This window comes from uncultured Cellulomonas sp. (assembly GCF_947494015.1).
Taxonomy (GTDB): Bacteria; Actinomycetota; Actinomycetes; order Actinomycetales; family Cellulomonadaceae; genus Pengzhenrongella.
Map to the genome: position 1 here is coordinate 19,242 of NZ_CANLTL010000014.1, position 15,419 is coordinate 34,660.

Sequence of the window (15,419 nt, forward strand, 5' to 3'; positions counted from 1 at the left end):
TCCCGAACAGCTCCCACGCCCGACCGACCCTCGAAGGACCCGCCATGCCGCTCACCGACCTCTCACCCCGTGAGGCCGCCCGCCTCGCCGGCCTCGGATACGCCGCGATCTTCATCTTGGCGATCTTTGCGAACTTCGCCGTGCGTACCCGCCTGGTCGACCTCGAGGACCCCGCCGCCACGCTCGACAACATCGCGGCCTCCGAGGGCCTGTTCCGCGTCGCGCTCGCAGCGTTCGTCGTGGTCTTCGCCCTCGACGTGCTGATCGCCTGGGCGCTGTACGTGCTGTTCCGGCCCGCCGGGCCGCGGCGGTCGCTGCTCGCCGCGTGGCTGCGGCTCACGTACACGGTGTTCCTCGGCGTCGCTGCCGTCTTCGTGTTCCTCGCGCTGCAGTTGGCCACGGGCGCGCCGTACGTGGACGGTGTCGACCCCGGCCTGCTCGCGTCCCTCGCCGCGCTGTCTCTGGACGCGTTCAACTACACCTGGCTCGTCGGTCTGGTCGCCTTCGGGCTGCACCTGATCGTGATCGGCCGGATGATTCTCAGCTCACGGGTCGCGCCTCGCGCGCTCGGCGGCGTGCTCGCGCTGGCCGGCACCGCCTACATCGTGGACACACTCGCGCAGACCCTGCTGCCCGACTACGCGTCCTGGGCCGACCTCTTCCTCGCCGTCGTCGCCGTCCCGTCGGTGCTCGGCGAGCTCGGCTTCACGATCTGGCTGCTCGCGAGCGGGCGGACCCGGTCGAGCGAGGCGGCCCACGAGGGTGCGGGAGCGCGGCCCATCGCGCGCGCCGCGCTCGCCGGCGCTCCGGCGTCTGAAGGCTGATCCATCGTGCGACAGCTTCTGGCAATCCTTGCTCTGGGTCTGGCCTTCGTCGCGCCGGGAAGCGGCTCCGACGGATCGATCGAGGACGTGATCGACCACGAGTTGCCTGCGTCGGGCGTGCCCGGCCTGGCGTACGCCGTGGTGGCCGACGGCGAGATCACCTCGGAGGGCGCGCGCGGCGTCGTCAGCATCGGAGGTGACACCGAGGTCACCCCAAGCACGCAGTTCGTGATCGGCTCGATTTCCAAGAGCTTCACCGCGCTGGCAGTCATGCAGCTGGTCGAGGCGGGCGAGGTGGACCTCGATGGCGAGATCGCGCGGTACCTCGACGTCCTCTCGGGCAAGCCCGCCGGGCCCGTGACGATCCGGCAGCTGCTCAGCCACACCAGTGGCTACTCCACCCTGCAGGGCAACAGCGGTGCCGCTGCCGGTGACACGGGCGCGACGGGCGCGCTCGAGCGCGCGGTCGATGCCCGTGCCGACGTGACCCCTGCGTACGCACCCGGCGCGCGGTGGGAGTACTCGAACCTCAACTACCAGACCCTCGGCCGGTTGATCGAGGTCGTGAGCGGGCAGTCGTTCCAGGCCTACCTCACGGCGACCGTTCTCGAACCGGTAGGGATGGCGAACACCGTCGTCGCGGACGGGCAGGTCCACGGCTCGATGGCGACCGGCCACGCACCGTGGTTCACCACCAGTCGAGCGCTCGCCGAGACCCCACCCGACGTCGCCACGGCACCGCAGGGAGGGATCATCTCGACCGCCGGCGACCTGGCTCGATACCTGGCGATGATGATGAACGGCGAGGACGACGTGCTCAGCGCCGCCGGCAAGGCGCAGATGATGCGCCCGGCCAGCGCGGTGTCGCCCGGGTACGGCTTTGGCTGGTACCTGGACCGAGCCAGCGGGGGTGTGTGGCACACCGGGCTGACTCCCGGGTTCGAGTCGCTGGCGTGGATGCTGCCCGCCCAGCAGAGGGGTGCGGTCGTACTTGTCAACGGCGTGGGAGGCATCGGCTTCGGGGAGACGACCCAGCTGCGCACCGCCGTCGCCGCGAGCGGGCTCGGTGTCGACTACGCCGGCGAGGGCTCTCGGCTACCCCAGAAGGCCTTGGTCGTCGGCCTCGTGCTGCTGCCGATCGTCTACCTGCTCGCCATGATCTGGGCGTGGCGGCACCGCGCCGCGATCCGCGCAAAGTCGGGCGTCGCGGGCCGCTTCAGCCTGTGGTTCCCACTGCTCACCACGTCGGCCGCCGCGGCGATTCTCCTCGTTCTGGTGCCACGTCTGTTCGGCTCACCACTGCCCCACCTCAGCCTTTTCGTGCCCGACTTCGTCCTGGCGCTGGTCGCGACCGCAGTCATGGGCGTGCTGTGGGCCGTGTTCCGGCTCATGGTGGCCTACACCGGTCGGAGCATGGTGGAGCGCCAGACCTGACTTGCACAGGCTCAGTGCCCCGGTGCGTTGGTCAGGGCCCGGTCGAGGACGGCGCGGGCGTCGGGGGCGATCAGGGGCTACGCGGTGAGGGTGTGAACGCCGAGCGCCATTGTCACGGTGCGCAGCTGCCGCAGGATCCGGACGAGCTTCTCGACCGCCGGGACGTCAAGCAGCGGTTGGTGCGACACGGAAGCGAGTCGGCTCGGGTCCATTCCATCGTCCCCTTCGAAGAATCACCGCGAGGAACCTTCGACGTTCGGCCCCGACTGGCTGATGTGCCAACAAAGGACACGTTCGACCCGTGGCTCGAGACGGTGGGGCATCTCATCGCTGAGGCCCGCGCTGCGGCGACAGACAGAGGTCAGCCGGCTCCGATATGGCGCCTCTACCCTGACGGGACGGTCCTACTTGAATGCGCCCGTCAAGAGCACGTGCGTGCGATGCTCGGTGAGCTTCCCGCTGCGCTGACGCGCGCTCACGAACATCTGATACACCTCAGAGCCGAGGCGGCGCAATCGGCCCATGCTGACGCCATGGCCGTCCGTGCGTATCAGGATTTGCTCGACCCAATACGGAACGAGTTGCCATCCTGGCTGGTTTCCGTTCGACTCGACCCCAAAGGAGACTTCCGCGGACCTCGCCTACTCGCACGCCTCTCACGCGAAGTGGGAGCCTTACGTTTTCCGCATCCGCAGGCTCCCGACAGTCAAACGGCGAGTGTTCATGAGTTGATTCGTAGACAGCCGACTGTGCAGCAGTGCTACTGGGATCGCGAAGGTGCGACCGGGATTGAGCCTCCGCTCGAGCCGCCTGACCTACTGGCAATGCTCACTTCCGTCGACACGGCAGTGCAGGAGGCGATGGCTGCCGCCCGGGCTGAGCAGGATCGGCGCACGACCATCACCCGAGGCCCGAAGCAAGAGATCGCCCGACTGCTCGATCTCCGACTGCCGGGCACGGAGTCCGGAAGAGAATCCATTTTCATGCACGCTGTGGCGTGCGCACGACCGCAGAGAGGGTCTCCAATGGCTGGACGCCTGGTTCTTCGCCCGTCCCTTGCGGAGTGCGGAATGTCGCCGAGCGCGTTTTTACAGCCTCGCGCTTCCATGGCTCGCCGATCACGTCACCTACGCCGCCGGCCCTTCGCCGAGCATCCGCACGACTACGGTCCGCCTCAAGGGCGCCTACGGCGTCGCTGCGCGATGACCTGCGGTCACCCTCGACCCGGACCTCCGTCGCGCTCTTGTGCTCCGCTTCGGGTCGGTGGCTCAGCCTGGCCACAGCTGTCACCGAGTTGAGTCCCCGAAAAGTCCCCACCGGGGCGCACGCCATGGACGCGAGTCGCACCGGCGGGCGGGCCTGACACAGGACCGCGAACGGGCGGGGGAGACGTCGCCGATCTGGGGGTCAAGGGCTCGCAGGTTCAGATCCTGTCAGCCCGACCGATGAAGGAGCAGGTCAGAGGCCGTTCCGCCCACTCGGCGGGGCGGCCTCTGAGGTGTCCCGGGGCCGGCGAGCGGGGCCGCGCCGACACTGAACGGAACACTGGGCCGCGGTCGTGCTCGACGGCTTTCGTGCGCGGCTGCTCGACGAGTCGACGTCGGCCCTGGTGGCCGGGCTGGTCGGCGCGTAGCGTCCGAGCATGGAGCGCCTCGACCCGACGGTGACGAATCCGGATGCGTACTCGGTCGTCTTCGAGAACGACCGGGTCCGGGTGCTCGAGTACCACGATGCGCCGGGGCACCGGACGACGCCCCATGCACACCCCGACAGCGTCATGGTGACCCTGAGCTCGTTTCGCCGGCGCCTCGGGTCGGGGACGCACGAGGTGGAGGTCGAGCTCCCGAGTGGTGTGGCTCGCTGGATCGGGGCGCAGCAGCACTACGGGGAGAACATCGGCGACACGGAGACTCACTGCCTGTTCGTCGAGCTGAAGGACGTCGGAGGGACGCGCGACGGACAGCTCGGCCCTGCGGAGCACTAGCCCGCGCTCCGTGCACCGGGTGGTGGCGTCTGGCGGACGCCGTGCACCCGTTCCGTCATCGCCGGGGACGCCGGTGGCTGCGAGGGCATCTGTTCGACCGACGGCCGCCGACGCCGCGCGATCTCGACCGCGTCGTCGACATGTGGGACTCCACGCCGCGCTCGATCACCGCCTCGTTCTCCCCGTCGCTCCTGGAGATGATTGCGTCGCAGCGCTCCAGCGGGTGTCCGAGGTGCCGTGCCTCGTGCTCACCGGGAGCCACGACGACACGATCCGCGAGCGGCCACAGCGCACGCATCGCCGCGGCCCGGGGTGACAGTGCCCGTCTGGCCCGCGTGCCGGGCGCGCACATGGTGCACCTGACCCATCCCGAGGTCGTCAGCGCGCAGATCGCCACCTGGTCAGGCGCGCGCGGGTCCAGCCGGTCGGCATCGAGGCGTGAGCCGGGTCGGCCGCGCACCGCACTGCCGGCCGGGAGGCGGTGGACGTCCGGCGTCGACTGTCACCGTCGACGCGCACGACCGCGGCGCGGCAACGCGCTCACGCCAGGGGGTAGGCCACGTACGCCAGCCGTCGGCCGTCCGGAGCCCAGCTCGCCACGTTGAGGGTCCCCTGGCCGCCGAAGAGCCGCACGAGCTCGCGGACCGTGCCGTCCGCCTCGAGCAGACGGATCGACACGTCGAGGTCGGCGGGGTGGCCGAGGGTCCCGGGCGGGAAGCTGATGTAGGCGACGCGCTCGCCGTCGGGGGAGACGTGCGGGAACCAGTTGACCCGCTCGTCGTGCGTGAGCTGCTCGATCGTGGCGCCGTCGGTGGTGATCCGGAACAGCTGGGCGTGGCCGGGCTCGGTCGAGGCGCGCTCGGAGTTGAAGTAGATCCACCGGCCGTCGGGGCTGTACTCCGAGCCGTCGTCGGCGAACTCGTCATCGGTGAGCTGCACGTCGGCGCCTCCCGTGCTGGGCACCGTCCACACGTTGGTGGTCGCGCCGCCGTCCGGGTTCTCGACCAGGCCGATGTAGGCGAGCGTCCCGCCGTCGGGGGAGACGCCGTGCAGGTAGTGGTGGAAGCCGGGACCCCGGTCGTTGGACACGCGGACCGGTTCGCCCCCGCTCATCGGCACCGCGTAGAGGTGGCCGTCGTCCGCGGAGACGTACACCGTCCCGCCGTCGGGGCTCAGCACGTGGTCGTTGTTGATGGCGGGGACGTCACCGAGTGGGACGGGCTCGAGGTCGCCGCCGCCGGCGGGCAGCCGGAACAGCAGCCCGTCGCCGTTGACGACCAGCGACCGCCCGTCCGGCGTCCAGTTGGGCGCCTCGAACAGCAGGGTGGACGACTCGTGGACGATCCGGTCGTCGCCGGTGACGACGTCGACGACGTGGAGCTCGGCTCGCTGACCGGTGCGCAGCGTGCGTGGTGGCATGGGACTACTCCTGCTCGGTGGTGGGTGCGAGGGGGGTGGCGGGGGATGCGGCGTCGGCCAGGCTGCCCCCGAGGAACGACGCGAACCACCGTCCACTGCGCTTGACGGTGCGCTGCTGGGTGTCGTAGTCGACGTGGACGAGGCCGAACCGCCGGGAGTAGCCCCAGGCCCACTCGAAGTTGTCCATCAGGCTCCAGGCGAAGTAGCCACGCAGCGGCAGCCCCTGCTGCAGCGCCGCGGAGCAGGCCAGGACGTGCTGCTCGAGGTAGCGGCGCCGGTCCTCGTCCTCCACCGCGCCGTCGACGACGACGTCGGGGTACGCCGAGCCGTTCTCGGTGATGTACAGCGGCAGGTCCGGCCGGAGGGCGTGCGCCATCTGGAGCACGTCGACCATGCCCTCGGGGTGGATGGGCCAGCCCATGAACGTGCGCGGCGCACCGGTGTCCACCATCTGCACCGTCTCGCTGCCGGGGTAGGCCGGACCCGCCGGGCCGCCCAGGACGGTCGCGCCCAGCGGCGGGTCGGCGACCACATGACGGCTGTAGTAGTTGATGCCGAGGAAGTCCAGGGGAGCGGCGATCACGGCGGTGTCCGCGGAGACCTCCTCGAACCACCGGGTCTGGCCGAGGTCCGCCAGGACGTCCTGCGGGTACGCGCCGGTCAGCACGGGCTCGAGGAAGAAGCGGTTGCTCAGCCCGTCGATGCGCCGGGCCGCATCCAGGTCGGCCGGGCTCTGGCTCGCCGGCTGCACCGAGTACAGGTTGAGGGTCAGGCCGACCGTCGCCCGCGGGCGTGCCGCCCGCAGTGCCTGCACGCCCAGGCCGTGGCCGAGCAGGAGGTGGTGGGCCGCCTGGGCCGACCGGGCCCCGACCTGGCGGCCGGGGGCATGGACACCGGAGCCGTACCCGAGGAACGACGAGCACCAGGGCTCGTTCAGCGTGATCCAGTGGTCGACGACGTCGCCCAGACCGTCCGCGACGAGGCCGGCGTACTCGCCGAACCGCTGCGCGGTGTCCCGCTCCAGCCAGCCGTCACGGTCCTCCAGCGACTGCGGGAGGTCCCAGTGGTAGAGCGTGGCCCACGGCGTGATCCCGTGCGCCAGCAGGGTCTCGCTCAGCTCCCGGTAGAACGCCATCCCCGCGGCGTTCGTCGGTCCGGTGCCGTCGGGTTGGATGCGCGGCCAGGCCACGGAGAACCGGTACGCGGTCACCCCGAGGTCGGCCATCAGGGCCACGTCGTCGCGGAACCGCCGGTAGTGGTCGTCCGCCGGCTCTCCGGTGGCGCCGTCGGCGATCGCCCCGGGCACCCGCGCGAACGCGTCCCAGATGCTCGGCCCGCGTCCGTCGGCGTCGGTGGCGCCCTCGATCTGGAACGAGGCGGTGGCGGTGCCCCAGACGAACTCGGGCGGGAAGTGGCTGCGGTGGGCGGTCACAGGCGGACGCCTCCTCGGGGTGGTGGTGGGTGAGCGGGGTGACCGGCTCGGTCAGGGGTGCGGCTTGATGTTGAGGTTCACGCCGAGCCGGTCCTCGGAGTCGACGACCGTCCAGCTGCCGTCGTCGTACCTCCCGACCGTGCGCATCGCGTAGCCCAGCTCCTCGAGCTCGCCGATCACGGCGTCGCGCGCGTCGCCGACCTGGAACCCGATGTGGTGCACACCGTTGCCGTGCCGGTCCAGGAACTCCCGGAACGTCGACGGGTTCTCGTCGGGCTCGTGCAGCTCGACGACGAAGCCGCGCTCGGGGCACTCGATGACGGCGAACTTCAGGCCGTAGGCGGCGGTCTCGCCCCGGTACGTCTCCTGCGGGTTCGGCGTCGGTCCGGTGACCCGGACGTCGGGACGCGGGGCGCCGAGGAGCTCGCACCAGGCGTCGATCGCCTGCTCGAGGTCGTCGACGACGACCGCGACCTGGATGAATCCGGTGAGCGGGACGGGGGTGCGCATGGGGCTGCCTCTCGGACGGTCGGGGTGCCCGCGCTGAGGCGGGCAGGACTGTGCGGCTCGGCGCGGCGCGCCCAGCCCGGTGGGGCGTCGGGTCAGGAAGCAGGCTCGGCGTCGAGCCAGTTGTCGGGGGAGGGCACCAGGTCCTCGAGCCTGTCCCAGAACTCGGAGGGCAGCTCGACGGTCGCGGCCGCGACCGTCGACGCCAGCCGGTGGGCCTTGCTGATGCCGATGACCGTCGAGCTGAAGCGTGGATCGCGGGTGGAGAACCGGATGGCGGCCGTGGCGAGGTCGGTGCCCCACTCGCGACACACGACCCGCATCGCGTCGATCGCGGCGAGGGTCGCCGGTGACGCCGGGCGGTAGCCGTAGGTGCGGCTGGTCCCGCTCGGATCGGCGAGGATCCCGCCGCCGAGCACGGCGGCGTTGACGATGCCCAGGCCGAGCTCCGCCGCGCGGGCGATCAGGTCTCCGGCGCTGCGGTCGACGAGCGTCCACCGGTTGTGCACCAGGAGCACCTCGAACACGCCGAGCTCGAGGTAGCGAGCCATCTGGTGCACGTCGCCCCCCGCGAGACCGATGTGCCCGACGTCGCCCCGGGCACGGGCCTCGACCAGCGCGTCGACCGCTCCGCCGGGAGCCGTCATCCGGTCGAAGTCGTGGAACTCCGGGTCGTGCAGGTGCACGACCGGCAGCGGCGCGAGACCGAGCCGGTCGGCGCTCTCGGCCAGCGATCGCCGCACCCGCTCCCCGCTGTAGTCGCCGTCGCGGGGGTCCACCTTGGTGATCACGACGACGTCGTCGGGCAGCCCGCCGTACTGCGCGATCGCGCGCCCGATGCGCTCCTCGCTCCGACCCCCGGAGTAGCCGTTGGCCGTGTCGATCGTGCGGATGTCGCTGTCCAGCACCGCGCGGACCAGGTCGACCGCGTCGCGCTCGGCGACGGCGTAGCCGAAGTTCTCCGGCATGCTGCCCAGCGGGGCGCCGCCCAGGGTGACCGGACTGACGCGCACCCCGGTCGAGCCCAGCGTGTTCATCGCCCACCGGCCGGTCATCGGCCGGTCACCGCGTGCACGAGGCCGTCGGGGTCGCTGATGAGCTCGGTCTCGAAGGCCGACCCGACGGGCTGCGCCCCCTCGGGCGCGTGCCCGTCCAGCTCGACGGCGACGAAGCCGGGGGCGGACAGCTGCGGTGTGCGGGACACCTTCTCGGCCCGGTCGAACGTGAAGATCTCCAGCGAGCTGTCGCCGTCGCGCAGGAAGGTGATCTCGAAGCCGCGGTCATCGCCCGGTTGGTGGATGCCGGCCATGGTGCGGTACCCGAGTCGGGCGAAGTAGTCCTGCGTCACGGCCAGGTCGGCCACGGTCTCACCGACGTGGTCGAAGCGCGGGCGCTCCGGAGTCCCGAGCGCCCAGTCCCGCTCGACGAGGCCGCGGTCGTGAACCTCGTGGTACCGCAGCGGGCCCTCGACCAGCTCCACCATGGTGCCGTCAGGATCGAGGACGAAAGTCAGCCGGACCTCGCCCTCGGCGTCCAGCGGCTCCAGGTGGAACGGCACGCCGGCCGCACGCAGCCGCGCTGCGCGCACGTCGAGGTCCGCGACCTTGAAGCCGATGTGCCGGAATCCCCGCTGCAGGTCGTCGGGCACGAAGGTCGACGGCTCGGCGCCGGCTGCCGGGTCGAGGCGCGCGATCCGCAGCCGGGCCGTGACAGCGTCCAGGACGGCGCCGTCGTCGGTGACCTCCACCGGCTCGAGGCCGAGATGGGTGACGTAGAAGGCCGCGGAGCGCCGGACGTCGGCGGCGTGCAGGAGGACAGAGCGGATGGCCACGGACTGTGGTCCCTTCTGGGTCGTGGATCAGCGCGTCGTCGCGGCGGATCCGGCGTAACTATAGTATCTAATGTTAGAAAGTTGCTCGGGCGAGACGCCGCCCGCCGGTTCCTCCGTCTACGGCGACGCGAGAGCCATCGGCGTGCCCGATCCGAACGTCCGGCCGGCCCGCGCGTGCGGCATGAGCACGTACTGGAGCGCCAGCGCCGCCGCCCCCACCGCGGCGGCATCGACGCCAGGGTTGGCGAGCTCGACGGTGACCGCGTGGACGCCTCGGGTGCGGGCCAGCCGCGCCAGGTCGGCGCGGATGCACCGTACGTAGATCGCGCCGGCGTCGGCGAACCCGGGACCGGCCAGGTAGAGCAGGTCCAGATCCAGCAGGTTGACCACCGAGAGCAGGGCCGTGGCGACGATCCGCGCCGAGTCCTCGATGAGCGTCAGCGCCGGTTCCCGGCCACCCGCCGCCGCGCGTGCGATGGCGTCGAAGTCCTCACGCAGGTGTTCCTCGTCCCCACGAAGCCCTAGCTCGACGGCCAGGCCGGGGACGGACATCGCCCGCCCGACGACGGCCTGCGGAGCGGCCAGGATCTCCAGACAGCCGCGCGAGCCGCACCAGCACGGCGGCCCGCCCAGATCGAGGACCATGTGCCCCAGCTCGCCGACGTTCGACGACGCCCCACGGCTCACGCCCCCGGCGACCATCATGCCCATGCCGAATCCCTTGGACATGTACACCGTGGCGAAGTCCTGCGTCGCGGGGATCCGACCCGCCCAGTACTGCCCCAGGGCAGCGCACGCGGCGTCGTTGTCACGCACGACGGGCAGGCCGATCCGCTGCTGGAGCGCCTCCTGGACGGAGAAGGAGTCCCACTCGTCCGTGGTGGCTGACCAGCCCGCCGTCCCCGCACCGAGGTCGAGGCCGGCGCCGGCCACGCCGACACCGACGATGGCCTCGGTGGGCAGGTCGAGCTGGCGGAACAGCACCCGGAGCTCGTCGGCGATCCGCGGGATCGTCACGCTCGGTGCGGCCTGACCGATGCCGGGGGAGATGAGCTGCCCGACCACGGTGCCGCCCAGGTCCGCCACCACGTAGGTCAACCGGGCGACGTCCAGCGAGATGCCGACCGCGTAGCGGGCCCGGAGGTTGAGCTCCAGCAGGCTGCGCCGCTTGCCGCCGGTCGGGTCGCCGAAGCCCGTCTCGACCAGGAGGCCCTCGTCGAGGAGGGACTTCACGATGCGGGTGATGGACGCCGGGGTCAGCCCCGAAATCTCGGCGAGCTCGATGCGGCTGACCGTCCCGCCCGACCGGACCAGGTCCAGAATCGCGCTACGGGTGTTCTCCGAGGACGGCCCGAGCCGTCGCAGGGCGCTCATGCGGTCTCCCCGACAACGACGAAGGGCTCGGGCGCGCGGTCGATCGTCGCGGTGTCGCCCGTCAGGGCGCCGAGCATGCGGTCTCCCAGCAGGGCGCCGATCTCGGCACCACGGCGGTTGACCGCGGTGATCGACGGGTTCGTGCTCTGGCACAGGGTGGAGTTGGTCCAGGAGACGATGGCGACGTCGTCGGGCACCCGCACGCCGCGCGCCCGCAGGGCCGACAGCGCGGCAGCCGCGTGGACGTCGCTGTGGAACACCAGCGTCGCCGGCCCCGCCGCCAGGGCGGCGAGCGCCGCCGCGACGGCGGCGTCCACACCGGGCGGCGCGTGGACGACCTCGAACGAGTCACCCATCGCCGTGCTCTCGAGCACCGACCGTGCGGGGGCGGAGTCCTGGTCCTCGTGGGCGACGACGTAGACCGCGCGGCCGTGGCGTCGGCCGGCCAGGAAGGCCCGCAGCGCTGCGACCGAGGCCTCGAGGTCGACGACGACGGACGGCACGTCGTCCGTCTGGAGGGTGTCGACGACTGCTGCGACCGGGTACCCGAGCGTGCGCAGGCGCCGGACCCGCGCGTCGTCGGGCCGGGTGCCCAGGAGCGCGACGCCGGCCACGCCGCCCACCTGCGCCCAGTGCCGGTAGAGGTGGTCCTCGGCGGCGTCGTCGGCCACGACCCGGGTGACGAGCATCATGCGGGCCGCGATCAGGCGGTCGGCGAGGGCGCCGACGAGCGTCGTGACGAAGTGGTCCTCCATGCTGCTGGCGCGCACCGCGAGCCCGATCGCGCTCATGGTGGCGTCCTCTCGCTGATCCACGCCTCCACCCCCCGTCGCTTCTCGTCGTGCGTCTCGTCGTCGTCCGTCCGGATCCACGTGCGGCGCCGTCCCACGGCCGTCACCCGATGGTGCGGGCACGCTACTTGATGGCCCCGGCGGCCATGCCGCGCTCGAAGTGCTTCTGGAGCGAGACGTAGGCGATCACCGTGGGCAGGGCGGTGACGACCGCCGCGGCGAGGATCTTCGGGGTGTCGTCGTTGTACTGGCGGCGGAAGAACTCCGGCAGCATCGTGACCACCCCCATGTCCTGGTCGATCAGGAACACCTTCGGCAGCAGGTAGGCGTTCCACGCGTTGATCAGCACGAGGATGATCAGCGCGACCGCGATGGGCCGGGCCAGCGGCACCAGGATGTTCCAGAACATCCGCCAGGTGTTGGCGCCGTCCAGCCGAGCGGCCTCGAACAGGGTGTCCGGGATGCCGTCGACGTAGCCGCGGGCGATGAGGACCGTGAACGGGATCTGGAGCGCGGCGATCGGCAGGATGACCGACCAGAACGTGCCGAGGAGCCCCAGCCGGACCGCCGTGGCGTACAGGGGTGCGATCAGCACGACCTCCGGCAGCGTGAGCGCGGCCATCATCATCCAGAAGAGGACCTCCTTGCGCTTGACCCGCAGCTTGGAGAACCCGAAGGCGGCCATCAGCGTGGCGAGGTAGATGATCACCACCGACGCGCCGGCGACGATCGCCGAGTTCAGGAAGAACCGTGCGAACCCAGGGACGGCGAGGACCGCGGTGTAGTTGCCCCAGCCGGCACCGGTGAACGACCGGGACACCATCGCGTACAGCGGGATGACGAAGGGGACGACGGCGAGCGTCACCACGAGCTGCAGGAGCAGGCGGGACCTCAGGGTGCGGGTCTCAAACACGGGCCACCGTCGCCTCCACGGGTGTGCGTTCGCGGCTGCGTCGCTGGATGAGCACCGAGGTGACCACCGCGACGACGAGCAGGATCATGGACAGGGCGCTGGCGTAGCCGAGGTTGCGCGACGACGCCGCGACCTCGCTGTAGATCATCGTGCCGAGGAACTCCGAGGAGTGCGCCGGCCCGCCCTGGGTGATCAGCCAGACGGTGTCGAAGAGCTTCAGGGCGGTGATGAAGTTCAGGATCGCCAGCGAGAAGGTGGTCGGTCGCAGGCTGGGCAGCACGATGGAGTACAGGATCCGCAGGTTGCCACCGCCGTCGATCCGGGCGGCCTCGAGGATCTCGGGATCGATCTGAGCCATGCCGGCGTAGAAGAGGATGAAGCCGAAGCCGACCGAGCCCCAGCAGCCGACCACGGTGATCACCAGCAGCGAGGTGGTCGACTGGCCCAGCCAGCCCTGGACCAGGACGTCCAGCCCGACGGCGTCGAGGATCCGGTTGAGGGTGCCATCGGTCTGCCACACCTGGATGTGTGCCGGGGCCAGCGTCGCGGGGGCCACGACCACCGGGATGACGATGATGACCTTGTAGAGGTTCGCGAGGTAGATCTTCGAGTGCATGGCCGCGGCGAACAGCACACCGCCGACCACCTGGACCGCGAACACCGCGACGAAGAAGACGGCGGTGTTGCGGATGGCCGTCCAGAAGACGGGGTCGGAGAACGCCTCGACGTAGTTGTCGGCGCCGACCGGGGTCATCGCGCGACGGCCACCGCCCCAGTCGAAGAAGGACAGGTATCCGGAGTACCCGATGCTGTAGTAGATCAGCCCGACCGACAGGACGAAGCCGGGCAGGATCCAGCGCAGCCCGCCGGGCACGAGGTGGGCGCCGCGACCGCGGTGCCCACCCGGTGCTCCGCCTCGACGGGGTCGCGCTGGTCCCACGGTGACCGGGACGGTGGTCGTGACCATGCGAAGGTGTCCGTTCGGTGGTGGGGGTGCTGTCAGCCGTCCACGCCGACCGAGCTGGGCTCGGCCGCGGCCTGCATCTCGGCGGCGATCTCCTCGATCGGACGGTCGGAGCTGGGGTCGAGCACCTGCTGGATGGCGAGCACCATGGCGTCGAGCGTCGTCTCCGTCGTCTGCCACTGCCGCGACTGGGTCGTCTCGGTGCTCTCGGCGAGGAGCTCCTCGATGGCCGGGCGCTGCACGTCGTCGGCCACCAGCGAGATGCCCGACCAGTCCGGTGCGACACCCTGCAGCGCCGGGAGCAGGTCGAGCGCGTTCGCCACGTTCTGCTGGCCCGCCTCGGACATGGTCATCCAGGAGACGAACGTCTTCGCCGCGGCGATGTTGGGCGAGTCGGCGTTGATCGCCAGGCCGTAGTCGACCTCGCCGAAGTACTGCGACCCGTTGCCCTCGCCGGCGACGTCGGGCATCGGGGTGGGCACCTGCACGAAGCAGGTGGGGTCGCTGACACCGGCGGCCTCCATGGAGGCCTTGCACGACTCCGCGCCGGCGTACTGGGTGTACCAGAAGCCCATCTGGACCATGGCGGCGTCGCCGCGCATGAACTCCTCGTTGGCGAGCGGGTACTGCGGCGCGTCGAGCGCGTTGGCGGCGATGATGCCGTCGTCGCGCATGTCGCGGATGATCTGCAGCACCTCGACGCCCTGGGGGTCGTCCCACTTCGCCTGGCCGGTGGCCGCCTCGATGAAGAACTCGGGATCCACCGAGTTCGCGATCGCGTGGTAGAGCTCCGACGGGAAGGTGTCCGCGCCGCCCGCACCCATCGCCAGGCAGGTCTTGCCGATCGCCGCGATCTTCCCGCAGGCCTCGACCCACGAGTCGTAGTCCGTCGGGACCTCGGCGCCTGCCTGGTCGAACAGGTCCTGGTTGTACCAGAGGAATCCGGCCGACATGCCGCCGAGGGGGAGCGAGACGAGGCGGCCCTCGGAGTCCCGCAGCTGGTCGACGTAGCCGCCGGCGAACGAGGACTCCCAGTCGTCGCCCAGCTCCTCCTGCGCGAGCGGCTCGAGGTCCACGGCGTAGCCGCCCCACGTGTCCGGGGACCCGCCCGCGGCGGACAGGTCGAACACGTCCGGGCCCTCGCCGGAGTCCAGCGCGGGCGTCAGCGTGGTGCGGAAGTCGACGTTCTCGAAGTTGCGGTACGTGACCTCGATGTCCGGGTACTCCTTGTTGAACTCCGCGATGTAGCGCTCGGCGACGGGGGTGTCCGGCGTCCAGCCCCACCACGTCACCTCCCCGGAGTCGGCCGGCTCGACGGAGGCGTCGGCCGCGCCGTCGCTGCCCGAGCCGCATGCGGCGAGCCCGAGCGAGATCGCAGCCGCGAGCCCGACCGCACGCAGGTGCCTGGATCTGGTCATGGGGGTTCCTTCCATCACTTCGTCGTGTGGTGTCCGCTCGCCACCGGGCTGGCCGTCTGCGACCTCGGCGTCGGGGCGTCGCGGCGACACTACCCAGCCGCGGGCCTCTGCTCAAGTACTTACGTACATTTATTAATTTGAGTGCGCCACCCGGGCGTCGGGCGCGTACGGCGCCGGGCTCACGTCGGCCGGTCGGCTGGCGCGCAGCCGGCGCGACGGCCCGGCAGGTCCGGCCCATCTGCCCGCCGGCGCCGCACGGCTGAGAGCGCACGCATCACCGGCTCGATCACTCGCGGCGGCACGCTGCTGGAGTCGGCGGCTGCCACGGTCGCGTACGTGCCGCCCGGCAGCCGCCGGGAGGCGGTGCTCGTGTTCGCCACCGACCCGGACGGGACCGGCGCCGCCCTGACCGTCGGCGTGGCCGGGTACACACCCCCGTAGCGAGCCGCCGCGTCCGGCGGCCGCGAATCGCGGCGGGGCGAACCATGGGTCATCGTGGGGTGACGCGCAGGACGGCGGTGACCGCTC

General features: G+C 71.1%; 13 protein-coding genes. 3 read left to right on the plus strand and 10 right to left on the minus strand.

All coding sequences use genetic code 11. The features are described from left to right. Positions 1-44 precede the first annotated feature (44 nt). From Q0840_RS14885 to Q0840_RS14895, 3 genes are all read left to right on the plus strand, one after another. Positions 45-824: a DUF4386 domain-containing protein gene (locus Q0840_RS14885; protein ID WP_298460731.1), complete on the plus strand. Its 780-nt coding sequence runs from the start codon at positions 45-47 to the stop codon at positions 822-824. A gap of 6 nt (positions 825-830) precedes the next feature. Continuing rightward, positions 831-2,258, plus strand: coding sequence for a serine hydrolase (locus Q0840_RS14890; protein ID WP_298460732.1), 1,428 nt, complete (start codon positions 831-833; stop codon positions 2,256-2,258). 1,642 nt (positions 2,259-3,900) lie between these two features. Beyond that, a complete protein-coding gene (locus Q0840_RS14895) occupies positions 3,901-4,242 on the plus strand; it encodes a cytoplasmic protein (protein ID WP_298460733.1) in 342 nt (113 codons plus the stop codon). Positions 4,243-4,782: 540 nt separating this feature from the next. Here the strand turns inward: Q0840_RS14895 and Q0840_RS14900 are convergent. From Q0840_RS14900 to Q0840_RS14945, 10 genes are all read right to left on the minus strand, one after another. Then, positions 4,783-5,661 (minus strand): biopolymer transporter Tol, encoded by an 879-nt coding sequence (locus Q0840_RS14900; RefSeq protein ID WP_298460735.1) that lies wholly within the window; start codon positions 5,659-5,661, stop codon positions 4,783-4,785. Between the two features lie 4 nt (positions 5,662-5,665). Beyond that, on the minus strand, positions 5,666-7,093 hold the full coding sequence (locus Q0840_RS14905) for a GH1 family beta-glucosidase (RefSeq protein ID WP_298460737.1): 1,428 nt from the start codon (positions 7,091-7,093) through the stop codon (positions 5,666-5,668). A gap of 51 nt (positions 7,094-7,144) precedes the next feature. Next, positions 7,145-7,603 (minus strand): VOC family protein, encoded by a 459-nt coding sequence (locus tag Q0840_RS14910; RefSeq protein WP_298460738.1) that lies wholly within the window; start codon positions 7,601-7,603, stop codon positions 7,145-7,147. A 92-nt stretch (positions 7,604-7,695) separates the two neighbouring features. Next, positions 7,696-8,655: an aldo/keto reductase gene (locus Q0840_RS14915; protein WP_298460740.1), complete on the minus strand. Its 960-nt coding sequence runs from the start codon at positions 8,653-8,655 to the stop codon at positions 7,696-7,698. Next, the gene (locus tag Q0840_RS14920; RefSeq protein ID WP_298460742.1) at positions 8,652-9,431 is read right to left on the minus strand and encodes a VOC family protein; all 780 of its coding nucleotides are present in this window, start codon (positions 9,429-9,431) and stop codon (positions 8,652-8,654) included. The genes Q0840_RS14915 and Q0840_RS14920 overlap by 4 nt, the downstream gene beginning before the upstream one ends. A gap of 117 nt (positions 9,432-9,548) precedes the next feature. Continuing rightward, a complete protein-coding gene (locus Q0840_RS14925) occupies positions 9,549-10,805 on the minus strand; it encodes an ROK family transcriptional regulator (RefSeq protein WP_298460743.1) in 1,257 nt (418 codons plus the stop codon). Then, positions 10,802-11,596 carry a substrate-binding domain-containing protein gene (locus tag Q0840_RS14930; RefSeq protein ID WP_298460744.1) on the minus strand — a complete coding sequence of 265 codons (795 nt, stop codon included), beginning with the start codon at positions 11,594-11,596 and terminating at the stop codon, positions 10,802-10,804. Before Q0840_RS14930 ends, Q0840_RS14925 begins: the two co-directional genes overlap by 4 nt. Positions 11,597-11,720: 124 nt before the next feature. Next, positions 11,721-12,509 carry a carbohydrate ABC transporter permease gene (locus Q0840_RS14935; protein WP_298460746.1) on the minus strand — a complete coding sequence of 263 codons (789 nt, stop codon included), beginning with the start codon at positions 12,507-12,509 and terminating at the stop codon, positions 11,721-11,723. Then, positions 12,502-13,476 carry a carbohydrate ABC transporter permease gene (locus tag Q0840_RS14940; RefSeq protein WP_298460748.1) on the minus strand — a complete coding sequence of 325 codons (975 nt, stop codon included), beginning with the start codon at positions 13,474-13,476 and terminating at the stop codon, positions 12,502-12,504. The genes Q0840_RS14935 and Q0840_RS14940 overlap by 8 nt, the downstream gene beginning before the upstream one ends. A 32-nt stretch (positions 13,477-13,508) precedes the next feature. Next, positions 13,509-14,891, minus strand: coding sequence for an ABC transporter substrate-binding protein (locus Q0840_RS14945; RefSeq protein WP_298460750.1), 1,383 nt, complete (start codon positions 14,889-14,891; stop codon positions 13,509-13,511). Positions 14,892-15,419: the final 528 nt, after the last annotated feature.